19 protein-coding genes are annotated in these 22406 nt (G+C 74.5%); 11 read left to right on the forward strand and 8 right to left on the reverse strand.

The genetic code is table 11. From position 1 onward, the window contains the following. Positions 1-245: 245 nt before the first annotated feature. The 6 genes from ACZ6Z8_RS14795 to ACZ6Z8_RS14820 all read left to right on the forward strand — a co-directional run bounded on the left by ACZ6Z8_RS14795 (position 246) and on the right by ACZ6Z8_RS14820 (position 8787). The gene (locus tag ACZ6Z8_RS14795) at positions 246-1412 is read left to right on the forward strand and encodes a sensor histidine kinase (protein ID WP_465609671.1); all 1167 of its coding nucleotides are present in this window, start codon (positions 246-248) and stop codon (positions 1410-1412) included. Between the two features lie 40 nt (positions 1413-1452). Further along, positions 1453-2136 (forward strand): response regulator, encoded by a 684-nt coding sequence (locus ACZ6Z8_RS14800; protein ID WP_465609673.1) that lies wholly within the window; start codon positions 1453-1455, stop codon positions 2134-2136. A gap of 173 nt (positions 2137-2309) precedes the next feature. Continuing rightward, positions 2310-4016 (forward strand): acyclic terpene utilization AtuA family protein, encoded by a 1707-nt coding sequence (locus tag ACZ6Z8_RS14805; protein ID WP_465609675.1) that lies wholly within the window; start codon positions 2310-2312, stop codon positions 4014-4016. Further along, complete coding sequence (locus ACZ6Z8_RS14810) at positions 4013-5611, forward strand: acyl-CoA carboxylase subunit beta (protein WP_465609677.1); 1599 nt, start codon at positions 4013-4015, stop codon at positions 5609-5611. The genes ACZ6Z8_RS14805 and ACZ6Z8_RS14810 overlap by 4 nt, the downstream gene beginning before the upstream one ends. 14 nt (positions 5612-5625) lie before the next feature. After that, positions 5626-7569 carry an acetyl/propionyl/methylcrotonyl-CoA carboxylase subunit alpha gene (locus tag ACZ6Z8_RS14815; RefSeq protein ID WP_465609678.1) on the forward strand — a complete coding sequence of 648 codons (1944 nt, stop codon included), beginning with the start codon at positions 5626-5628 and terminating at the stop codon, positions 7567-7569. 30 nt (positions 7570-7599) lie between these two features. After that, a complete protein-coding gene (locus ACZ6Z8_RS14820) occupies positions 7600-8787 on the forward strand; it encodes an acyl-CoA dehydrogenase family protein (protein ID WP_465609680.1) in 1188 nt (395 codons plus the stop codon). A gap of 14 nt (positions 8788-8801) precedes the next feature. Here the strand turns inward: ACZ6Z8_RS14820 and ACZ6Z8_RS14825 are convergent, their stop codons facing one another. Both ACZ6Z8_RS14825 and ACZ6Z8_RS14830 read right to left on the reverse strand, forming a co-directional pair. After that, the gene (locus ACZ6Z8_RS14825; RefSeq protein WP_465609681.1) at positions 8802-9488 is read right to left on the reverse strand and encodes a class F sortase; all 687 of its coding nucleotides are present in this window, start codon (positions 9486-9488) and stop codon (positions 8802-8804) included. Continuing rightward, positions 9475-10074, reverse strand: a complete 600-nt coding sequence (locus tag ACZ6Z8_RS14830; protein WP_465609683.1) for a hypothetical protein — start codon at positions 10072-10074, stop codon at positions 9475-9477. Before ACZ6Z8_RS14830 ends, ACZ6Z8_RS14825 begins: the two co-directional genes overlap by 14 nt. A gap of 212 nt (positions 10075-10286) precedes the next feature. On the opposite strand from ACZ6Z8_RS14830, the gene ACZ6Z8_RS14835 reads away from it, so the two are divergent. From ACZ6Z8_RS14835 to ACZ6Z8_RS14845, 3 genes are all read left to right on the forward strand, one after another. Further along, entirely contained in the window at positions 10287-11888 is a 1602-nt protein-coding gene (locus ACZ6Z8_RS14835; protein ID WP_465609684.1) for a 4-coumarate--CoA ligase family protein, read from the forward strand. A 104-nt stretch (positions 11889-11992) separates the two neighbouring features. Continuing rightward, complete coding sequence (locus ACZ6Z8_RS14840; RefSeq protein WP_465609686.1) at positions 11993-12613, forward strand: TetR/AcrR family transcriptional regulator; 621 nt, start codon at positions 11993-11995, stop codon at positions 12611-12613. Between the two features lie 145 nt (positions 12614-12758). Then, positions 12759-15221, forward strand: coding sequence for a SpoIIE family protein phosphatase (locus ACZ6Z8_RS14845; RefSeq protein ID WP_465609688.1), 2463 nt, complete (start codon positions 12759-12761; stop codon positions 15219-15221). A gap of 78 nt (positions 15222-15299) precedes the next feature. Here ACZ6Z8_RS14845 and ACZ6Z8_RS14850 read toward each other — a convergent pair whose 3' ends face one another. From ACZ6Z8_RS14850 to ACZ6Z8_RS14870, 5 genes are all read right to left on the reverse strand, one after another. After that, positions 15300-16895 carry an MFS transporter gene (locus ACZ6Z8_RS14850; protein WP_465609689.1) on the reverse strand — a complete coding sequence of 532 codons (1596 nt, stop codon included), beginning with the start codon at positions 16893-16895 and terminating at the stop codon, positions 15300-15302. After that, complete coding sequence (locus ACZ6Z8_RS14855) at positions 16892-17506, reverse strand: TetR/AcrR family transcriptional regulator (protein WP_465609691.1); 615 nt, start codon at positions 17504-17506, stop codon at positions 16892-16894. The genes ACZ6Z8_RS14850 and ACZ6Z8_RS14855 overlap by 4 nt, the downstream gene beginning before the upstream one ends. Positions 17507-17664: 158 nt before the next feature. Next, positions 17665-18057 (reverse strand): cell division protein SepF, encoded by a 393-nt coding sequence (locus ACZ6Z8_RS14860; protein WP_402817678.1) that lies wholly within the window; start codon positions 18055-18057, stop codon positions 17665-17667. Positions 18058-18327: 270 nt separating this feature from the next. Then, positions 18328-18843 carry a DinB family protein gene (locus ACZ6Z8_RS14865; protein WP_465609693.1) on the reverse strand — a complete coding sequence of 172 codons (516 nt, stop codon included), beginning with the start codon at positions 18841-18843 and terminating at the stop codon, positions 18328-18330. A gap of 44 nt (positions 18844-18887) precedes the next feature. Next, positions 18888-19637, reverse strand: a complete 750-nt coding sequence (locus tag ACZ6Z8_RS14870; protein ID WP_465609694.1) for a TVP38/TMEM64 family protein — start codon at positions 19635-19637, stop codon at positions 18888-18890. A 216-nt stretch (positions 19638-19853) separates the two neighbouring features. On the opposite strand from ACZ6Z8_RS14870, the gene ACZ6Z8_RS14875 reads away from it, so the two are divergent. Further along, positions 19854-21113, forward strand: a complete 1260-nt coding sequence (locus ACZ6Z8_RS14875) for a sensor histidine kinase (protein WP_465609696.1) — start codon at positions 19854-19856, stop codon at positions 21111-21113. Continuing rightward, on the forward strand, positions 21098-21745 hold the full coding sequence (locus ACZ6Z8_RS14880) for a response regulator transcription factor (protein WP_465609698.1): 648 nt from the start codon (positions 21098-21100) through the stop codon (positions 21743-21745). Before ACZ6Z8_RS14875 ends, ACZ6Z8_RS14880 begins: the two co-directional genes overlap by 16 nt. Here ACZ6Z8_RS14880 and ACZ6Z8_RS14885 read toward each other — a convergent pair. Beyond that, on the reverse strand, positions 21732-22289 hold the full coding sequence (locus tag ACZ6Z8_RS14885; RefSeq protein WP_465609700.1) for a HEAT repeat domain-containing protein: 558 nt from the start codon (positions 22287-22289) through the stop codon (positions 21732-21734). The two genes, ACZ6Z8_RS14880 and ACZ6Z8_RS14885, sit on opposite strands and share 14 nt — an antisense overlap. Positions 22290-22406: the final 117 nt, after the last annotated feature.

A 22406-nucleotide genomic window follows, 5' to 3' on the forward strand; every position in this document is an offset into this window, starting at 1 on the left:
GTCGGCACCGCCCCCGTCAAGGCGGACCGCCGCGGGTGGTCAGCCGCAGTAGGCCGCGACCGGATGGGAAGAGCGTGGCAGCCCGCTCCCTGACGTGACGTCAACTCCAGGGTCGAACTGCCGGGTGAACCCCTACGGTAGCCGTCGCCGCCCCCGGGCCCGGAGCGGTCAACCCCAGGGTGGACGACACCGGCCGCGGCCGTCCGTACCCTGCCGGGATGCGGGTGATCGGGCGGAGGCCGCGGGTGGATCCGGTGCAGGCGGACACCGCGCTCGCCGTCGTGCTCACGGTGGTGGCCGTCGTGTACGGGCTGCAGTCCTACCAGGCCCGGTACCGGGCGGAGGGCTGGCGGCCGTTCGATCTGGCCGCGGTCGGGCTGTGCGTCCTGGTGGCACTGCCGCTGGCGGTGCGCCGGCGGTACCCGTGGCCCGTGCTGATCGTCTCCGTCACCGGTCTGCTGGTGTACACCGCCGCCGGGTACCAGCCCTCGGTGAACCTGTGGCCGCCGCTGCTCGCGGGCTACACCGTCATCGCCCGGCGGCCGCCGCGCGAGGCGGTCACGGCCGGATCGCTGACCGGCGGGGCCTGGATCGCCAGCGGGCTGGAGGCGCGGCTGTCGGTGGAGCTCGCGATCGCGCAGTCCGTCCTCGCGCTCGGCATCGTGGGGATCTTCGCGACCGGTACCCGGCGTCTGGCCGAGCGGAACGCCCAGCTGGCCGAGGCGACCGACCGGCTGCGGCGCGAGCAGGAACTGCGGGCGCGGCACGCCGTGGTGGAGGAGCGGGTACGGATCGCCCGTGAGCTGCACGACGTGATCGCCCACCACCTGTCGGCCCTGGCGGTGCAGGCGGGCGTCGCCGAGTACGTCTTCGCCTCGGACCCGCCGGCGGCCCGGGCCGCCCTGGCCGCGATCGGCGCGACCAGCCGCGAGGCGCTGGAGGAGATGCGCGGGCTGCTCCAGGTCCTGCGGCTGTCCGGCGAGGTGCCGTGCGACCAGGAGCCGCTCTACCGGGCGGCGCCCGGTCTGGCCCAGCTCGGCGAACTCGTCGAGCGCACCCGGGCGGCCGGCGTGCCGGTCCGGGTCGTCGTGGCGGGCCCCGAGCGGACGCTGGCCCCCGGCGTAGACCTGTGCGCGTTCCGGGTCGTCCAGGAGGCCCTGACCAACGTGATCAAGCACGCCGGCCGGCCCGCCACCGCGACCGTCGACCTGTGCCACCGGCCGGACCGCCTCGACGGCCGGATCACCGACGACGGCCCCGGCGACGGCCGGGCGGTGCCCGGCAGCGGACTCGGTTTGATCGGGATCCGTGAACGCGTCAGACTCTACGGGGGCTCCGTGCGCACCGGCCCGCGCCCGGAGGGTGGGTTCGAGGTCGCGTTCACGCTGCCGGTCGCCCCGACCGACCGGTGACGTCGCGCACCGGTCGAGGCACGGGGACGAGGGGGCGACGGTGACGTCGGTGCTGATCGTGGACGACCAGGTGCTCATCCGAGCGGGCATCGCCGCTCTGGTCCGGGCCACCGACGGCCTGGAGGTGGCCGGTGAGGCCGCCGGCGGCGAGGAGGCCGTCGAGCTGGCCGCCGGCTGCGCCCCCGACGTCATCCTGATGGACATCCGGCTGCCCGGCATGAGCGGCATCGCCGCCCTGGAACGGATCCTCGCCGCCGCACCACCACCGAAGCCCAAGGTCGTCATGCTGACCGTCTACGACCTGGACCAGTACGTCTACGCGGCGCTGCGCGCGGGGGCCAGCGGGTTCCTGCTCAAGGACACGCCGCCCGAGCGGCTGCTCGCCGCAATCAGGCAGATCGCGGACGGCGAGCTGCTGTTCGCCCCGACCGTCACCCGGCGCCTGGTGGAGGCGTTCGCCCGGCAGGGCGAGCCGCTCGCCGGCCGGCCGGACACGCTGGACGGGCTGACCGCGCGCGAACGGGACGTCCTGCACCTTGTGGGCCGCGGCCTGACCAACGACCAGATCGCGGAACGCCTGGTGGTGAGCATCGCCACGGTCAAGACGCATGTGAACCGGATGATGTCCAAGCTCGCGCTCACCAGCCGCGCCCAGGCCGTGGTCGTCGCCTACGAGAGCGGCCTGGTCACGGTCGGCGGAGACCGGCGGCCCGCCGCCGACTGACGCCGCGGCCCGCGGTTCCGGTCCCGCCGGGGCCACGCGGGCGGTACCGGGCGCCGCTCGGGCCGGCACTGCGAAACAAGCAGGCATGATTGCTTTTTTCTCCGGCCGGTGCCACGCTGCTGCGCGGCGGCATGCGTGCGGGGTGTCGCCAACCCACCGGCAGGGGAGGCGCTTTGGCGCGCACGAGCTCGGTACTGCGGATCGGCAACGCCTCGGGGTTCTACGGGGACCGCTTCGCGGCGGTGCGGGAGATGCTGACGGGCGGTCCGCTGGACGTGCTCACCGGGGACTACCTCGCCGAGCTCACCATGCTGATCCTGGCGCGGGACCGGCTGAGGGACCCGTCGCTCGGCTACGCGCGGACGTTCCTGCGCCAGATGGAGGAGTGCCTCGGGCTGGCCCGGGAGCGGGGCGTGCGGATCGTGGTGAACGCGGGCGGCCTCAACCCGGCCCGGCTCGCCGAGCGGCTGCGGGAGTTGGCGCAGCGCCTGGGGGTACCGACCGCCGTCGCCCATGTCGAGGGCGACGACCTGCTGCCGCGCCGGGAGGAACTCGGACTGCCGGAGCGGGCGCTGGCCGCCAACGCCTACCTCGGCGGGTTCGGGATCGCCGCGTGCCTGGCCGGGGGCGCGGACGTGGTGGTGACCGGACGGGTGACCGACGCCGCGCTGGTCGCCGGGCCGGCGATCGCCCACTTCGGCTGGACGCCCGCCGACCTCGACGCCCTCGCCGGGGCGGTGGTGGCCGGGCACGTGCTGGAGTGCGGCGCCCAGGCCACCGGCGGCAACTACGCCTTCTTCGGCGAGCACGACGTGGACCACCCCGGCTTCCCGCTGGCCGAGCTGCACCCGGACGGCTCCAGTGTGATCACCAAGCACCCGGGCACCGGCGGAGCCGTCACGGTCGGCACCGTCACCGCCCAACTCCTGTACGAGACCGGCGGACCGCACTACCTCGGCCCCGACGTCACGGCCCGGCTCGACACCGTCCGGCTCGCCGAGGACGGCCCGGACCGGGTGCGGATCGACGGCGTGCGCGGCGAGGCCCCGCCACCCACCCTCAAGGTCGGCTGCAACAGCCTGGGCGGCCACCGCAACGAGGTGGTGTTCGTCCTCACCGGCCTGGACATCGAGGCCAAGGCCGCCCTGGTGCAACGGCAGTTCGCCGCCGCGCTGCCGCCCGAACTCCACCCGGCCGAACTGCGCTGGACCCTCGCCCGCACCGACCATCCGGATGCCGCCACCGAGGAGGCCGCCTCGGCCCTGCTCCGGCTGACCGCCCGAGACCCGGACCCGGTCAAGGTCGGCCGCGAGCTCGGCAAGGCCGCAGTGGAGTTGGGACTCGCGGGCTACCCCGGCTTCCACCTCGCCGCCCCGCCCGGTCCGGGCGCGCCGTACGGGGTGTTCAGCGCCGCTTACGTGGACGCCAAGCTGGTCGAGCACACCGCCGTACTGCCGGACGGCCGCCGGATCGCCGTCCCGCCCGCGCCCGTGACCGGTCAACCCGCCGACGTCGTGCCCGAGTTGCCCGAGCCGCTGCCGCCGGGCCCGACCCGCCGCGCCCCGCTCGGGGTGCTGCTCGGTGCCCGCAGCGGCGACAAGGGCGGTGACGCCAACCTCGGCGTCTGGGCCCGCACGGACGACGCCTGGCGCTGGCTCGCGCACACCCTCACCGTCGACAGGCTGCGCGAACTCCTCCCCGAGGCTGCCGAGTTGCCCGTCACCCGACACCTGCTGCCGAACCTCAGGGCGGTCAACTTCACCCTCACCGGCCTGCTGGGTGAGGGCGTCGCCGCCCAGCACCGCTTCGACCCCCAGGCCAAGGCCCTGGGGGAGTGGCTGCGCTCGCGCCACCTCGACATTCCGGAGGTTCTTCTGTGACCGCCCTGCCCACCCGTGTCGACCCGGCCGGGGCCGAGTACGCCGAGCACCGGGCCGCGATGATCGAGAAACTGGCCGCGCTGGACGGCGAGCACGCCAAGGCGCTGGCCGGCGGCGGCCCCAAGTACGTGGAGCGCCACCGCGAGCGGGGCAAGCTGCTGGCCCGGGAGCGGATCGAGCTGCTGGTCGACGAGGACTCGCCGTTCCTGGAGCTGTCCCCGCTGGCGGCCTGGGGCAGCGACCACCCGGTGGGCGCGGCGCTGGTCACCGGCATCGGCGTGATCGAGGGCGTCGAGTGCGTGATCACCGCCAACGACCCGACGGTGCGCGGCGGCGCCAGCAACCCGTGGACCCTGCGGAAGGCCCTGCGGGCCAACGAGATCGCGCTGGACAACCGCCTCCCGCTGGTCAACCTGGTCGAGTCCGGCGGCGCCGACCTGCCCAGCCAGAAGGAGATCTTCATCCCCGGCGGCGCCCTCTTCCGCGACCTCACCCGGCTGTCCGCCGCCGGGATCCCCACCGTCGCCGTGGTGTTCGGCAACTCGACGGCCGGCGGCGCCTACGTGCCGGGGATGTCCGACCACACCGTGCTGGTCAGGGAGCGCGCCAAGGTCTTCCTCGGCGGCCCGCCGCTGGTCAGGATGGCCACCGGTGAGGAGGCCGACGACGAGTCGCTGGGCGGCGCCGAGATGCACGCCCGCACCTCCGGTCTGGCCGACCACTTCGCGGTGGACGAGCGGGACGCGCTGCGGATCGCCCGCCGGATCGTCGCCCGGCTCGACCACCGCAAGCCGGGCCCGGACCCGGACCGGTTCGCGGAGCCGCCGAAGTACGACGAGGAGGAGCTGCTCGGGATCGTCCCCGGGGACCTCAAGGTGCCCTTCGACCCGCGCGAGGTGATCGCCCGGATCGTCGACGGCTCGGATTTCGACGAGTTCAAGCCGCTCTACGGCACCAGCCTGGCCACCGGCTGGGCCCGGCTGCACGGCTACCCGGTCGGCATCCTGGCCAACGCCCAGGGCGTGCTGTTCAGCGCGGAGTCCCAGAAGGCCGCCCAGTTCGTCCAGTTGGCGAACCAGCGGAGCACCCCGCTGCTGTTCCTGCACAACACCACCGGCTACATGGTCGGCCGGGACTACGAGCAGGGCGGCATCATCAAGCACGGCGCGACGATGATCAACGCCGTCGCCAACTCGAAGGTCCCGCACCTGTCCGTGCTGATGGGCGCCTCCTACGGGGCCGGCCACTATGGCATGTGCGGCCGGGCGTTCGAGCCGCGCTTCCTGTTCTCCTGGCCGAGCGCCAAGTCCGCCGTGATGGGCCCGCAGCAGCTCGCCGGGGTGCTGTCGATCGTGGCCCGCCAGTCGGCCGCCGCTAAGGGGCAGCCGTACGACGAGGACGCGGACGCCGCGATCCGGGCGATGGTCGAGCAGCAGATCGAGGCGGAGTCGCTGCCGGTGTTCCTGTCCGGCCGGCTCTACGACGACGGCGTGATCGACCCGCGCGACACCCGTACGGTGCTCGGCCTGTGCCTGTCCGCGATCCACAACGCGCCGGTCGAGGGCGCGCGCGGCTACGGCGTCTTCCGTCTGTGAGAGGGCAACCGACCATGAGCACCAAGACGTTGATCACCAACCTGCTGGTCGCCAACCGGGGCGAGATCGCCCGCCGGGTGTTCCGCACCTGCCGGGAGCTCGGCATCGCGACCACCGCCGTGCACTCCGACCCGGACGCCGGCGCCCCGCACGTGCGGGAGGCCGACGCCGCCGTCCGGCTGCCGGGTGCGGCGCCCGCCGACACCTACCTGCGCGGCGAGCTGATCGTGCGGGCCGCGCTGGCGGCCGGGGCCGACGCCGTCCACCCGGGGTACGGATTCCTGTCCGAGAGCGCCGAGTTCGCGCGGGCCGTGCTGGACGCGGGCCTGGTGTGGGTCGGCCCGCCGCCGGCCGCGATCGCCGCGATGGGCTCCAAGACCGCCGCCAAGCGGCTGATGGCCGCGGCCGGAGTACCCGTGCTGGGCGCGCTCGACCGGCCGGTAGAGGCCGACCTGCCGGTGCTGGTCAAGGCCGCGGCGGGCGGCGGCGGCCGCGGCATGCGCGTCGTGCGGGACCTCGCGCACCTGCCCGCCGAGATCGACGCGGCCCGGGCCGAGGCGGCCAAGGCCTTCGGCTCCGACGAGGTGTTCTGCGAGCGCTACCTGCCCGGCGGCCGGCACGTCGAGGTCCAGCTGCTGGCCGACGCCCACGGCACGGTCTGGGCGGTCGGGGACCGCGACTGCTCGCTGCAGCGGCGGCACCAGAAGGTGATCGAGGAGGCCCCGGCCCCCGGCCTGCCGGCGGACGTACGGACCGAGCTGCACGCGGCCGCGGTGAACGCCGCCCGGGCGATCGGCTACGTCGGCGCCGGAACCGCCGAGTTCCTGCTCGCCCAGGACGGCCGGTTCTTCTTCCTGGAGATGAACACCCGCCTCCAGGTCGAGCACCCGGTCACCGAGGCGGTCACCGGCCTGGACCTGGTCGCGCTCCAACTCGCCGTCGCCGAGGGCGAGAAGCTTCCCGGGCCGACCCCGCCGCCGACCGCCGGCCACGCGATCGAGGCCCGGCTGTACGCGGAGGACCCGGCCAGGGACTGGCAGCCCGCCACCGGCACCCTGCACGGCTTCGGACTCGCCGTCGAGCACAGCGAGTTCGCCGACGGTCCGGTGCGGCTGGACTCCGGGGTCGAGTCCGGCAGCGAGATCACCCCGCACTACGACGCGATGCTCGCCAAGGTGATCGTCCGGGCCCCGACCCGGGCCGCCGCCGCCCGCCGACTGGCCGACGTCCTCGCCCGGGCCCGGATCCACGGCCCGGCCACCAACCGGGAGTTGCTGGTCCGCGCGCTGCGGCACCCGGCCTTCCGCGCCGAACGACTGCACACCGGCTTCCTCACCGAGCACGCGGCCGAGCTCACCGCCCCCGACGGCGAGGGCGCCGGGCGCGCCGCCCTGGCCGCCGCCCTCGCCGAGGCCGAGGCCCGTCGGACCGCCCTGCCGTCCGGCTGGCGCAACCTGCCCTCCCAGCCCCAGTCCAAGCGCTACCGCGCCTCGGACGGGGAGGAGTTGGAGGTCCGCTACCGCCGGTCCAGGGCCGGGATGGAGGCCGACGCCCACCCGGACGTCGAACTCGTCGAAGCCACGACCGACCTGGTCATCCTTCGCGAGGGCGAGGTCCAACGCCCGTACGCCGTGGCCCGCTACGGCGACCGGGTGTACGTCGACACCCCGGCCGGCAGCACCGCGCTGACCGCGCTGCCGCGCTTCCCCGACCCCACCGCCCGGACCGACCCGGGCGCCCTGCTCGCCCCGATGCCCGGCACCGTCCTGCGCACCGCCGCCGCCGTCGGCGACACCGTCACGGCCGGGCAGCCGCTGCTGGTCCTGGAGGCGATGAAGATGGAGCACCGGGTCACCGCCCCCGCCGACGGCGTCCTCGCCGAACTCCGGGTCGCCCCCGGCCAACAGGTCGAGCTCGGCACCCTGCTCGCCGTCGTCAAGTCCACCGAAGCAGCCTGACACCCCCGTCCCGCCTGAGGAAGGACCCGCATGTCCGGCATCGGCAGTCAGCTCCTCGAAACCCCCGAACGCACCGCCCTGCGCAAGGCCGTCGGCGACCTCGGCCGCCGTTACGGCTCCGCCTACTACCTCGCCAAGGCCAGGGCCGGCGAGCCCGCCGACGAGCTGTGGGCGGAGGCCGGCAAGGCCGGCTACCTGGGCGTCAACCTGCCCGCCGAGTACGGCGGCGGGGGCGGCGGCATCAGCGACCTCGCCATCGTCCTGGAGGAACTCGGCACCGCGGGCTGCCCGTTGCTGCTGCTGATCGTCTCCCCGGCGATCTGCGGCACGGTGATCGCCCGCTACGGCACCGAGGAGCAGAAGCGGCGCTGGCTGCCCGGCCTGGCCGACGGCACCCGCCGGATGGCCTTCGGCATCACCGAACCGGACGCGGGCAGCAACTCGCACCGGATCTCCACGGTCGCCCGCCGGGACGGCGGGGACTGGCTGCTGACCGGCCGCAAGGTGTTCGTCTCCGGCATCGACCACTCGGACGCCGTGCTGTTCGTGGCCCGTGCCGAGACCACGGACGCCGGAGGGGGTCGCACCGGCAGGCTCAAGCCCTGCCTGTTCGTCGTGCCGCGCGACACCCCAGGCTTCGAGTACCGGGCGATCCCGATGGAACTCGTCGCCCCCGAGAAGCAGTTCCAGGTCTTCCTGGACGACGTCCGGCTGCCCGCCGACGCCCTGGTCGGCGACGAGAACGCCGGCCTGCTCCAGCTGTTCGCCGGTCTCAACCCGGAGCGCGTCCTCACCGCCGCCTTCTCGCTCGGCCTGGCCCGCCAGGCGCTCGGCAAGGCGGTGGAGTACGCGAAGACCCGTACCGTCTGGTCCACTCCGATCGGCGCCCACCAGGGCCTGGCGCACCCGCTGGCCCAGTGCGCGGTGGAGATCGAACTGGCCCGGCTGATGACCCAGAAGGCCGGGCTGCTCTACGACGCGGGCGAGGACGTCGCCGCCGGGGAGGCGGCGAACATGGCCAAGTACGCCGCCGGTGAGGCCGCCGCCAGGACGGTCGACCAGGCGGTGCAGACCCTCGGCGGCAACGGCCTCACCCAGGAGTACGGCCTGGGCGCGCTGCTGGCCGCCACCCGGGTCGGCAGGGTCGCCCCGGTCAGCCGGGAGATGGTGCTCAACTACGTCGCCCAGCACACCCTCGGCCTGCCGAGGTCGTACTGATCCGGCGAAACGTTCTAGCGGGCTCCCGACAGGTGGGCGAACACCACGGTGTTGGACTCGTACCCGGTCTTCCGGTCGAACTTCCCGCCACAGGTGATCAGCCGGAGCTCGGCCCGCTCGGTGGGGCCGTACACCAGGGCGTCGGGGAAGTCCCGCTTCGGGATGACCCGGACCGAGTCGACGGTGAAGACCGCGGCGCGCCGGTCCTTGCGGGTCACCTCGACGGTGTCGCCCACACGCAGCAGTCCGAGCCGGTAGAACACGGCCGGTCCGCTGCGGGTGTCGGCGTGGCCGACCACGAGGGCGTTCCCGGCGGCGCCGGGCGCGGTGCCGTCCCGGTACCAGCCGGTCAGGTTGCGCTGGTCGGTCGGCGGGGTGTCCAGCTGCTGGGACGGCGTCAGCCCGAGGCCGGTCACCGGGGCGTCGACCTTGATCGCGGGGATCCGGATCCGGGTCGGCACCGAGGCCGCCAGCGGCGGGAAGGCGGGTGCCGGGGTCGGCTTCACCGTCCCGGTCGGAGCGGCGGTCGGGGCGGTGGGCGCCGGCGGTACCGGGGCGGGCAGTGGTGGGCCGCCGAGGCCGTCGGTGCCGTCGTGGAGGAGCCAGCCGCCGCCGGCCGCCAGGGCCAGCGCGACGACCCCGGCCGCCATCGGGCCGGGGCCGCCGCGCCGGGCGCGCGTGGGGCGGTCAGGACGTGGCATTGCGTCCGGAGCGGCGGCGCATCGCGCGGATCCAGAGCCCGGCGGCACCGGCCAGCAGGGCGGAGCCACCGAGCACCTCGGCGGTGTTCGGTCCGGAGGTGCCGCCGCCGCCGGTGCCCACTCCGCCGTGCGGTCCGCCGCCGGGCAGGTGCGGGGGTGGCGGGGCCGAGGTGGCGCAGGAGACGTCGAAGACCTTCTGCTTCGCCGCGCCGGTCTCGCCCACGAACGTCCATTCGAGCTTGTAGTGCCCGTCCGGAAGGGTCAGCGCGCTGGTCACGCCGGTGCCGTTGGCGAGGGTGATCGACCCGGACTGGACCAGTGCGGTGCCGGTCGGCGGGTTCTGCTCGATCGTCCAGTTGACCAGCTGGAGGGTGTCGAAGTTGAAGGCGTCCAGGTAGAACCGGCAGACCTTGGGCTGGTCGCGCTGGTCGGTCACCGCGGTGGTGGTCTCGTGCACCTTGATGTCGCCGTTGTCGCCCGGCGCGGCCAGCGCGGCCGGCGCCGTACCGAGGGTGAGTGCGGCCGCGGCGGTGGCGGCGGCGAGCAGACGGCGGGAGGAGGGCAGATGGGCGGAGGGAGGTCTCACGGAGGTTGCTCCAGGGTCCGGGGCCGCACCTCGGGGGTGGGCGGCCGTGCTGCAAACCGTCCGGTCGAGCGCCCTCCGGAGCAAACGCGCCACGCGTGCGCCGGTTCCGGTTCCTCACAATGGCCGAGCCTGCCCCCTGACTGTCCGTATGCTCCTGAACGCACCCCGGAACCACTTAGTTGTCGCGTCAACTTCCTTACTGGAGGCATGCCTTGGTCTTCCGAAGCGAGTTCCCGGACGTTCCCGACGTCGACCTGCCGATCCACGAAGCGGTGCTGTCACCGGCCGCCGGGTACGGCGACCGGACGGCCCTGATCGACGGCCTCACCGGGGAGCGGGTCAGCTACGCCCGGCTCGCCGCCTCGGTCGAGCGGGTCGCCGCCGGGCTGGCCGAGGCGGGGGTGCGCAAGGGCGACGTGGTCGCGCTCTTCAGCCCGAACTCGATCGCCTACCCCACGGCCTGCTACGGCGCCACCCGGGCGGGCGCCACCGTGACCACGGTGTCCTCGCTGAGCACCCCCGGCGAACTGGCCGGCCAACTGGCCGACAGCGACGCCCGCTGGCTGATCACCGTCTCCCCGTTCCTGCCGACCGCCCGGGCCGCCGCCGACCTGCTCGCCGCCGCCGGCCGCCCGCTGACCGGCACGGTCGTCCTGGACGGCGCCGAGGGCCACCCCTCGCTCGCCGACCTGCTGGCCGCCACCGGCCCCGCCCCCGAGCCGGCCATCGACCCGGGCGAGGACGTCGCCGTCCTGCCGTACTCCAGCGGCACCACCGGCCTGCCCAAGGGCGTGATGCTCACCCACCGCTCGATCGCCACCAACCTCGCCCAGGCCGACGCCCTCTACCGCCCCGCCGTGGGCGAACGGGTGCTCGCCGTGCTGCCCTTCTTCCACATCTACGGCCTGACGGCGCTGCTCAACCAGCCGCTGAGGTGCGGCGCCACCGTGGTCGTGCTGCCCCGCTTCGACCTGGAGACCTTCTGCCGCGCGGTCGAGCAGCACCGGGTGCAGGGCCTGGTCGTCGCCCCGCCGATCGTCCTCGCGCTCGCCAAGCACCCGGTCGTGGACCGCTTCGACCTCTCCTCGGTCCAGTACCTGCTGTGCGCCGCCGCCCCGCTGGACCAGGAGCTCGCCGAGGCCTGCGCCCGCCGGCTGAACCTGCCGCACCTGCTCCAGGGCTACGGGATGACCGAGCTGTCGCCCGTCACCCACGTGGTGTCGCCGACCGAGCCCGCCCCCTCGCCCGGCTCGGTCGGCCGGCTCGTCCCCTCCACCGAACTGCGGGTGAGCGCCCTGGACGGCTCCGGCGACGACCTCGGCCCGGGGGAGCGGGGCGAGCTGCTGATCCGCGGCCCCCAGGTGATGAAGGGGTACTTCGGCCGGCCCTCCGAGACCGCCGCCGTGGTCGACGCCGAGGGCTGGCTGCACACCGGCGACATCGGCTACGTGGACGAGCGCGGGTACCTGTTCGTCGTCGACCGGGTCAAGGAGCTGATCAAGTACAAGGGCTACCAGGTCGCCCCCGCCGAACTGGAGGCCGTGCTGCTGGGCCACCCCCAGATCGCCGACGCCGCCGTGATCGGCGTCCCCGACGCCGACGGCACCGAGTGCCCCAAAGCCTTCGTGGTCCGCGCGCCGGGCAGCGAACTCACCGAGGAGGACGTCACCGGCTACGTCGCCGGGCGGGTCGCCCCGTACAAGAAGGTACGCGCGGTGGAGTTCGTGGACGCCGTCCCCAAGTCCGCGGCCGGAAAGATCCTGCGCCGCGAACTGCGCGCCCGCGAGGCCGCCCGGGCCGGAGCCGCCTCCTGAAGGCCGGGACCCCCGGCGGACGAGGACCGTGGCCCGTCTGTGAGGATCGACCCGCCGTGTCCCCACCGGGACGGACCCCGTCGACACAGGAACCGCCACCCGCCATGACCAGCCACCCCGCCGTCCGCATCCCCCAGCAGGAGCGCAGCCGCGCCACCCGGGCCCGGCTGCTCGCGGCCGCCGTGGAGTGCCTGGCCGAGCTCGGCTGGCAGGGCTCCACCGTCACCGTGGTCGCCGAACGGGCCGGGGTCTCCCGGGGCGCCGCCCAGCACCACTTCCCGACCCGCGAGGACCTCTTCACCGCGGCCGTCGAGCACGTGACCGCCGAGCGGCTGGCGGCCGTCCGCGCCCACGCGGACGAACTGCCGGCCGCCGGCCCCGACCGCACCCGGGCCGTGGTCGACATGATCGTCCGCCTCTACACCGGCCCGCTGTTCCGCGCCGCCCTGCACCTGTGGACCGCCGCCGCCACCGAGGAGGGCCTGCGCGAGCGGATCATCGCCCTGGAGGGCCACGTCGGCCGGGAGGCCCACCGGGCCGCCGTGGAGTTCCTGGACGCCGACGAGACCCGCCCCGGCGTGCGCGAATCGGTGCAGGCCACCCTCGACCTCGCCCGCGGACTCGGCCTGGCCAACCTGCTCACCGACGACAGCCTTCGACGTTCCGGGGTGATCCGGCAGTGGGCGGGCGTTCTGGAGAGTACGCTGCGGCCGGTACGCCCATGACGCCCGTACAACCGAGCGACCGGAGGCCCCCTGGCGAAGGGGTCGCCGGGCGGCCGATGTCCGTGCAGTCTGGAGAAGAAACCCGGCCGGCACGGACCGTGAGGCCCATCCGGCCGGGCACGAGCCGAACCGGGGTGCTGCCTGAATGCACGGACACGAGTGGGACGCGAACGCCGCCGTCGGCCCCGCGCCGGACGGCGATACCGTGCGTCCGGAAGGCCACCGCCTCGTCCCGCTCGCCACGGCGCTGCTCCAGGCCGACGGACTGATCCTGCACTGGAGCGAGGACGCCGAGGCCCTGCTCGGCTACTCCGCCGAGGAGGCCGTCGGCAGCTACGCCGCCCGGCTGCTCACCGACGAGTCCGACCGCCCCGCCGTGCTCGCCCTGTTCCAGCGGATCATGGCCGGCAGCGGCTCCTCCTTCGTCTTCCCGGTCCGCCACCGCGACGGCCACCGGGTCGAGCTGGAGTTCCGCACCTACCCGATCGCCGGACCGGCCGGCACCCTGCTGCTGCTCGCCACCGCCTCCGACACCCGGGCCGTCCACGCGATCGAGGCCGACCTCGCCGTGCTGGGCGGCATCTTCGGCCGCTCCCCGATCGGCATGGCCGTCTACGACACCGACCTGCGCTTCGTCCGGATCAACGAGGCACTCGCCCGGATGAACGGCGTGCCGGTCGCCGCCCACCTCGGCCGGCGGATATCCGCCGTCCTGCCCGGCATCAACACCGCCGAGATCGAACAGACCATGAGACAGGTGCTCAGGAGCGGCAAGCCCGTGGTCGACGCCCGCTCGCACGGCCGCGTCCCCGGCGACCCCCGACGGGACCGCGCCTGGTCCGCCTCCTACTTCCGGCTGGAGGACTCCACCGGCAAGGTCTTCGGCGTCTGCTCCTCGATCATCGACGTCACCGAGCGCTTCCAGGCCGAGGCCCGCGCCGCCCGCGCCCAGGAGCGGCTGGCCACCATCGCCGAGGCCACCGCCCGGATCGGCACCACCCTCGACCTCCAGCGCACCGCCGAGGAGCTGATCGAGGCGGTCGTCCCCCGGTTCGCCGACTTCGCCACCGTCGACCTGCTGGAGCCGGTGCTGCGCGGCGCCGAACCCACCCCGATCCCCGCCGACCGCTCCGTCACCCTGCGCGCCGTCGCCGTCGGGGAGAACTACGAGACCGGCCTGGCGCACGCCGTGGACGTCGTCGGCGAGACCTCCGAGTACGCCCCGGACCGCAGCTACACCCAGTGCCTGCGCAGCGGACGGCCGCTGCTGCGCGCCCACGTGGACGAGGAGGTGCTGCGCGGCCTGGTGTCCAGCGAGGACCGGGTCGCCCCCGGTATAGCCGCCGGCATCCACTCGTACCTGATGGTCCCGATCACCGCCCGGGGCATGGTGCTCGGCGGCTCCGAGTTCATCCGGATGCGCAACCCCGAGCCCTTCAACGAGGCCGACGTCGCGCTCGCCGAGGAACTCGTCGCCCGCACCGCCCTCGCCCTCGACAACGCCCGGCTCTACCGCCGCGAGCGGGAGACCGCCCTCACCCTCCAGCGCAGCCTGCTGCCGCAGGAGATCCACCGCACCCTCGGCCTGGAGATCGCCTACCGCTACCTGCCCAGCAGCGTGGTCAGCGAGGTCGGCGGCGACTGGTTCGACGTGGTGCCGCTGTCCTGCGGGCGGGTCGCCCTGGTGGTCGGCGACGTGATGGGCCACGGCATCCGGGCCGCCGCCACCATGGGCCAACTGCGCACCGTCGCCCGCACCCTCGCCACCCTGGACATGCCGCCCGAGCAGGTCCTCACCCGACTGGACGAGACCGCCTCGGGCATCGGCGAGGGCCAGTTCGCCACCTGCATCTGCGCCGTCTACGACCCGCTGGAGCGCACCGTCCAGGTCGCCTCGGCCGGGCACCTGCCGCCGGTCTGGGTCGGCACCGACGGCGTCGCCCGCCGGGTCGAGGTGCCGCCCGGCGTACCGCTGGGCGTGGGCGGGGTCGCCTTCGAGTCGATCGGGTTCACGCTCCCCGAGGGCGGCGTGCTCGCCCTCTACACCGACGGCCTGGTCGAGCGGCGCGGCCAGGACCTGGACCACGGCATCGACCTGCTGGCCCGCACCCTGGCCGGGCCCGGCCGCACGCTGGAGGAGACCTGCGACGCCGTGATCGGCGCCCTGGTCACCGACGGCACCGAGGACGACATCGCGATGATCATGGCCAGGGCGCTGCCGGTGCCCGCCGACCGGATCGCCACCCTCCCGCTCACCGGCGGCGGCAAGCTCCCCGGCCGGGCCCGCCGCTTCACCCGCGCCACCCTGGAGTCCTGGGGCCTGAGCGCGCTCTCCGACTACGCCGAGCTGCTGGTCAGCGAACTGGTCACCAACGCCCTGCTGCACGCCGAGGCGCCGCGCCGCCTGCGGCTGTTCCGCGACCGGGTGCTCACCGTCGAGGTCTCCGACGCCGGCGGCGCGGCCCCGCAGCTGCGCCCCTTCGCCGAGCAGGACGAGGGCGGGCGCGGGATGTTCCTGGTCAGCGAGCTGGCCCAGCGCTGGGGCAGCCGGCTGACCAGGGACGGCAAGGTCGTCTGGGCCGAGCTGGAACTGCCCTTCGGGGCGTAGTGCCAGGCCCCTGGCGGCCGACGCCGCACGTGCGAGAACGGCCGTTCCCGGATCCGGAACGGCCGTTCTCCGTACTTCCTAGGCGGGCACCCGCTGGGGCTGCTCGGGCCGGACGGCCTCGACCGGCTCGGCCGGGCCGACCGGTTCGACCGGTTCGACCGGCGTCGGCGCGGACCGGTCGCGCAGCAGCCACCAGGCCAGCGCCGCCGCGGCGGTCAGCAGCACCCCGGCCAGCAGCCCGGCGCCGTTCATGCCGTGCATGAAGGACCCCTTCGCGGTCGCCAGCAGCGGCTGCCCCAGCTCCGGCGGCAGCCCCTGCGCCGTCTCCACGGCCGTGCCCAGCGACTCCCCGGCCCGGGCGGCGGCCTCGGGGGAGACCCCGGCCGGGACGGACAGCCCGTTCGCGTAGATCGAGCCGACCACCGAGCCGACCAGCGCGATGCCGAGCGCGGTGCCCAGCTCGTACGCCGTCTCCGAGACCGCCGAGGCGGCCCCGGCCTTGTCGGCCGGCGCGGCGGACAGCACCAGGTCGGCGCCGAGGGTGTAGACCACGCCCTCGGCCGTGCCGGTCACCAGGAAGGAGACGGCCAGCAGCAGGTAGGTGGTGTCCTGCTCCGTCCAGCCCAGCACGCCCGTGGCCAGGCCCATCGCCAGCAGACTGACGGCCAGCGCCCGGCGGGCGCCGAAACGCCGGGCGATCCGGGCGGTCAGCAGCCCGCCGGCCACCGAACCGGCGAAGGCCGGCAGCTCCGCCAGGCCCGCCCGGAGCGGCTCGTAGCCGCGCACCAGCTGGAGGTACTGGGAGACCACGAAGATCACGCCGGACAGGCCGACCAGCGAGATCAGCGAGGCCGTGACGGCGGCGGTGAACCGCCGGTCCCGGAACAGCCGGACGTCCAGCAGCGGGGTCTCCAGCCGCAGCTGGCGGCGGACGAAGAGGGCCAGCGCGGCGGCGCCCAGCAGGAAGGTGACCGGCACGTCCCAGCGGGCGGGGCCGTGCGCGGCGCCCTCCTTGATCGCGTACACCACGCCGATCACGCCGGCCATCGACAGCACGACGCTCAGCACGTCCCAGCGCCCCGGCTCCGGGTCCCGGGACTCCGGCAGCAGCCAGGCGCCGGACACCAGCAGCAGGACCAGCACCGGGATGTTCAGCAGGAACACCGAACCCCACCAGAAGTGCTCCAGCAGCAGCCCGCCGACCACCGGCCCGAGCGCGGCACCGGCGGTGGCGGCCGCGCCCCAGACGCCGATCGCGGTGGCCCGCTCCCGGTCGTCCGGGAACAGGCTGCGGATCAGCGAGAGGGTGGAGGGCATGATCGTCGCCCCGGCGACGCCGAGCAGCGCCCGGGCCAGGATCAGCCAGCCGGGGCCCGGGGCGTACGCGGCCAGCAGCGAGGCGGCGCCGAAGGCGGTGGCGCCGGTCAGCAGCAGCTTCTTGCGGCCGATCCGGTCGCTCAGGGCACCCATGCTGACCAGCAGGCCGGCCAGCACGAAGGAGTAGGAGTCGCCGATCCAGAGCAGCTGGGTGCCGCTGGGGCGCAGGGTCTCGCTGATGGAGGGGAGGGCGAGGGAGAGCACGGTCGCGTCCAGCGCGACCACGGTGACGGCCAGCACCAGGACGGCGAGGCCGGTCCAGCGCTGGCGGGCGGTCAGGGCGGGGGTACTGCTCATGGGGTATCGGTTTCCGGTTTCCGGTCCGAGGTGCTGTGGGTGGGGGTGCTGTGGGTGGGGGGAGCGGGGTCCCGGCGCAGGGCGCCGCCGAGGAAGAGCTCGGCGAGGGAGAAGGCGGCGTCGCGCGGGGCGAGCCGGCCGTCCTGGATGGCCCAGCCGATCCCGGCCACCAGGTCGAAGAAGGCCTCGCTCAGCCAGGCGGCGCTCAGCTCGATCCGGAAGACCCCCTCGCGCTGCCCGCGCAGGAAGAGCGCGTGCAGCCGGTCGATCTGGACCTCCCAGAGGTCGTTGATCTCGTCGTCCTCGTAGAGCTGGTTCTCGCCCGCCAGGAAGGCGCAGAGCATGGCGTCCGGGACGGCGGCGTCCACCAGGCGGCGCAGGGCCGCCCGGGCGTCGCCCTCCTCGACGGCCGCGGTGTCCAGGGCGGCGGCGAAGCGCTGCAGTCCGAGCCGGCCGACGTCGCGGATCAGCGCGTCGCGGCCCGGGAACAGCCGGTGCAGGGTGGCCCGGCTGATGCCCGCGGCGCGGGCGATCTCGTCCAGGTGGGCGGTGGGGCGGCGGGACAGCACGCCGACGGCGGCTTCCAGAACGGTGTCGCGGTCGGTGGCCATGAGTCGAGTGTAGTCCAGGTGAGACATCGATGTCTCATAATTGCCTTGGAGCTCTCAGCTGCCTCATGCGTGAATCGAATCCGGGCAGCAAAAACCGGGGACGGCTGGTGTGCCGCCCCCGGTGGGGTGCTGCGGGCCCGCGGCCCGCGCTCTTCCGGTCAGCTCTGGTTGTAGAACCCGGTCTCGTCGAGCGGGCGGTCGATCACCATCACCTCGACGTCCGCCGGGGTGAGCAGGAAGACCCGGCGGGCGATCCGCTCGATGCCGCCCCGGGTTCCGAAGATCAGCCCGGAGGCGAAGTCGACCATGCGCTTGGCCTCGGCCTCGTCCATCTCGGTGAGGTCCATCACCACCGGGGTGCTCGCCCGGATGTGCTCACCGACCGTGCGGGCCGCCTCGAAGCCCGTCGGCCGCAGGGAGACGATCTTCGCGGGCGCGGGGACGGCGGACACCGTCTCCTGATCCACCCACTCGTCGTCGTACACCGCGGCCGGGTAGTTCCCGGAGGGCATCAGCCACCCGTTGTGGTGCTCGTCGCGAAGTGCTCCCATGCCGCGCCTCCCTGCCTCGTCCCGTCTGGTCCCCCCGGGGTTGCGTGTCCTTTTTGACACGTCATCCACTCGTCGGAACTGTCCGAGTATCGCACTGTTCACCGGTCCCGTGCCCGCTCGTGGCCTCCGTACGAGTCGCGCCGCGCCGGAAACCGGGGCGGACCCGGGCAAAGACAGCGACGCCGCGCAGCTCGGTACGGTTGCGCGCGTAGACCATATCGGTAGCGGTCACCGCGTATTTGACCTTCTGTCAACAATGCGGAAACGATTTCACTCGCCGGTCGAACCGTCCACCAGCTCACGCAACAGATCCGCGTGCCCGTTGTGTCGCGCGTACTCCTCGATCATGTGGACCAGGATCCAGCGGAGCGTCACCTCCTGGTCCTGCCGCCGCCGCTTGCCGACGGTGTCCAGCGGCAGTCCGGCCGACGCGCGGCGGGCGGACTCGATCTCGGCGTGCCAGGTGGCGAAGTCGGCGGCGACGTCCGCGGTGTCGACGTGGTCGAAGTCGCCGTCCGGGTCCGCCTCGGTCCAGTAGTGGCCGGTGGCGATCTCCTGGCCGAGCAGGATGCCCTGGAACCAGTGCCGCTCGACCTCGGCCATGTGCCGGACCAGGCCGAGCAGGGAGAGCGTGGACGGCGGGACGGAGCGCAGCCGCAGCTGGTCGTCGGTCAGGCCCTCGCACTTCAGGGCGAGGGTGCTGCGGTGGTAGTCGAGCCAGGAGGTGAGCATGGCGGCCTCGTCGGCGGCCATCGGCGGGTCCACCCGCGGGGTGAGTTCGGTCATGCCCGCCATCGTGACCCCGACGGCGCGGGGACGCGAACGAATTGTCAGCCGGCCTGCGTCCGGCGGCGGGCCGCGGCCGCCCGCCAGAGCCCGACCAGGCTGCCCAGCACCAGCAGGGCGATCACCCCGGCCGAGACCAGGAACGCGGCCGAGCCCGGCTGGTCCGCACTGGCCGCCGCGACGACGTACACGGCGGTGGTCGGCACCACGCCGATCGCGGTGGCGAACAGGAAGGGGAGGAAGCGGACCCCGGAGAAGGCCGCGCCGTAGTTGCCCGCCTGGAACGGCAGGCCGGGCAGCAGCCGCAGCACCAGGACGCTGCGGAAGCCCTGGTCGGTGAAGCGCCGGTCGAGGGCGCCGAGCACCTTGCCGCGCAGGTACGGCCGCAGCGCCTCCCGGCCCAGCCCCCGGCCGAGCGCGAAGGCCATGGCCGCGCCCAGGGTGGTGCCGAGCACCGCGAGCAGCACCCCCTGCTGGATGCCCAGCAGCAGTCCGGCCACGGCGTTCAGCGCGGGGCGCGGCACGAAGGCGAGCGTCCCGACCGCGTAGACGAGGGTGAACAGCGGGGCGAACCAGTAGCCGGGCATCCGGTCCGCCAGCCCGCCCGAGAGCAGGTCGGTGGGGCTCCACAGCAGCAGCGAGCCGGCGCAGGCGCCCAGCAGCAGCACCAGCAGGCCGAACCGCCACCAGGCCGCGCGGGCCGGGCGCCGCCCGTCGTGGGCGGCGGGCTCGGCGGGGTCTTCGGCGGGGTCTTCGGCGGTCGGTGCGGCGGAGGTCGTCAGGGCTGCGGGCACGGCGAGAGCCTAACCGGTCCCCGGCGAGGGCCGGCCGGGGGCGAGGGCCGACGCTGGTGATCACGGTCGGGATGAGGGCGGACGGGGCCCCGCCGCAGGCGTCGGGGGCTGGGCGCACACCTGGGTGGGCCTGGCCACACTCCTGGCCCGGAACGGGGTGGACGGGGGTCCGTGCGGTGCACAGTGGGTGCACTGCACGGAAGGCGAGGGAAGTTCATGGGGAAGCCGGGTGGGTGGGCGGCCGGGGCCGCGACGGGGTTCCTGCGGGCGTGCGCGGTCGCGGCCGTGACCCTGCTGGTCCCGGCGGTGTGGGCGGGCGCGGTGGTGCTGGGCTGGTCCTGGGGTCCGGCCAACCCGTGGTCGTGGCTGCTGCCGCTGGTGCTGGTGTGCGTCGGCACCCTCGGGCTGAGCCGCCCGGTGTGCCGGGCCGTGCGCGCCCTGGTGGCCCGCTGGGGCGGCCCGGTCCTGCCCGCCGGGTACCGGCAGGCTCCGCCGGTGAGCCGGATGTCCACCGGGTTCTGGTGGAACGGCTTCACGTACGAGAGGACCCGCCGCGACGCCCTGATGGACCAGCACTGGCGGGTCCGGTGGCGCGACCCGGCCAACCTGCGGGACCTGCGCTTCGTCGCGGTCGCGGCGGTCACCGCGGGCCCGGTCGCCGCGCTGCCGCCGGCGGCGCTGGCCGCGGCCGTGCCCGGGATCGTCCGGCCGGAGGCGCCCGCCCGGCTGCTCGGGGTGCTCGGCCTGCTGCTGGCCGCCGGCGGCGCCCCGTACGCCTGGCGGGTGCTGACGCCGGTGGCCGAGCGCTTCCTGCGGCCCTCGCGGGCGATGGCGCTGGCCCAGCGGGTGGCGGAGCTGACCGCCCAGCGGGCGGACGCCACCGTCGCCCAGGATGCCGAGATCCGCCGGATCGAACGGGACCTGCACGACGGGGCGCAGGCCCGGCTGGTCTCGCTCGGGCTCTCGCTGGCCACCGCCCAGCTGCTGGTGGAGCGCGACCCGGAGCGGGCCAAGGCGCTGATGCGGGACGCCCAGGACGGCGCGAAGGCCTCGCTGGCCGAACTGCGCGACCTGATCCGGGGCATCAGCCCGCCGGTGCTGACCGAGCGCGGACTGGTGGACGCCGTCCGCGCCCTCGCCCTGGACCTGCGGCTGAAGGTGACCGTCGAGGCTGCGGACCCGGTGCGGGTGGACGCGCCGATCGAGTCCGCGGTGTACTTCGGCGTCGCCGAGCTGCTCACCAACGCCGTCAAGCACGGCGGGGCGACCCGGGCCGGTGTCACCTTCCGCCAGGACGGGCACGGGCTCGTCGTCGAGGTCGAGGACGACGGCTCGGGCGGCGTCCGGGAACGGCCCGGCGGCGGGCTCGCGGGCCTGCGCCGCCGCCTCGACGCCTTCGACGGCTCCCTCGACATCACCAGTCCGCCCGGCGGACCGACCCACGTCAGGATGACGGTGCCATGCGAATTCTCGTAGCCGAAGACCTCTACCTCCTGCGCGACGGGATGGTCCACCTGATCGAGGCCTGCGGGCACGAGGTGGTGGCCACCGCCTCCACCGGGCCGGAGACGCTCGACGCGCTGCTGGCGCACCGCCCGGACGTGTCCGTGATCGACGTCCGGATGCCGCCGACCCAGTCGGACGAGGGCCTGCGGGCGGCGCTCGCGGCCCGCCGCGAGCTGCCCGGGCTGCCGATCCTGATCCTGTCCCAGCACGTCGAGCAGCTCTACGCACGGGAGCTGCTGGCGGACGGCTCCGGCGGGGTCGGCTACCTGCTGAAGGAGAGCGTCTTCGACGCCGACCAGTTCCTCGGCTCGCTGGAGCGGGTCGCGGCCGGCGGCACGGCGATGGACCCGGCGGTGATCGCCAGGCTGCTGTCCGCGAGCCCGCCGGAGCGGGGGCTCAGCCAGCTCACCGCGCGCGAGTACGAGGTGCTGGGGCTGATGGCCGAGGGGCTGTCCAACCAGGCCATCGGGCGGCGGCTGTTCCTCAGCGACAGCGCGATCAGCAAGTACACCACCTCGATGTTCGGCAAGCTCCGCATCGCCGATGACGACGACACCAACCGCCGCGTCCGCGCCGTGCTCACCTACCTCAACCAGCCCTGAGGTTCCGTCCGGCGCGCGGGGCGGTCCGCCGGTGGATGGGCCCGCCGGGGGCGTACCAGCCGGCCTTCTTGCGGACGGCCGGGCTCGGGTCGTCGGCCTGGCAGGCCCGCAGGGCGGCGACGGCGCGGGCGTCGGTGTGGGCGAACTTGCCGACGAGTTCGGCGGCCCTGGACCGGACCCGCGGGTCGGGGTCGTCGGACAGGTGGCGCAGCGCGGGTTCGAGGACCAGGCCCGCGCCGGGGGCGCAGGCGTCGTCCTTGCAGCGGTCGCAGGCCAGGGCGTGGAAGGCGGCGATCCTGACCCCGGCGTCGGGGTCGTCGGCCATGGCGACGAGCAGGTCCATGGAGTCGGTGTCGACCAGGTGGTCCAGGAGGCGGCAGCAGCCCTCCCGGACGGCCGGGTGGTCGTGGGAGAGCCCGGCGCGGATCGCGCCCAGGGCGTCCGCCCCGCGCCGGAGCAGTTCGCGGTAGGCCGCCACGGTGCGCTGGGGGTCGCCCAGGCAGGAGACCAGGGCTTCGTCGTCGGTCTTGAGGAATCCGAGCACGGCCCCAGTGTCGGACCGCAACGTGCGGTAGGGCAAAGGGTTTTGGGAACCGAGGGCGGCGACGGCGGCGGGCGCGGATCGCGGGAACCGCCGGGCGCCGGAGCGCGCCCGGCGGTC

The sequence above is a fragment of the Kitasatospora sp. NPDC101108 genome (assembly GCF_055584725.1).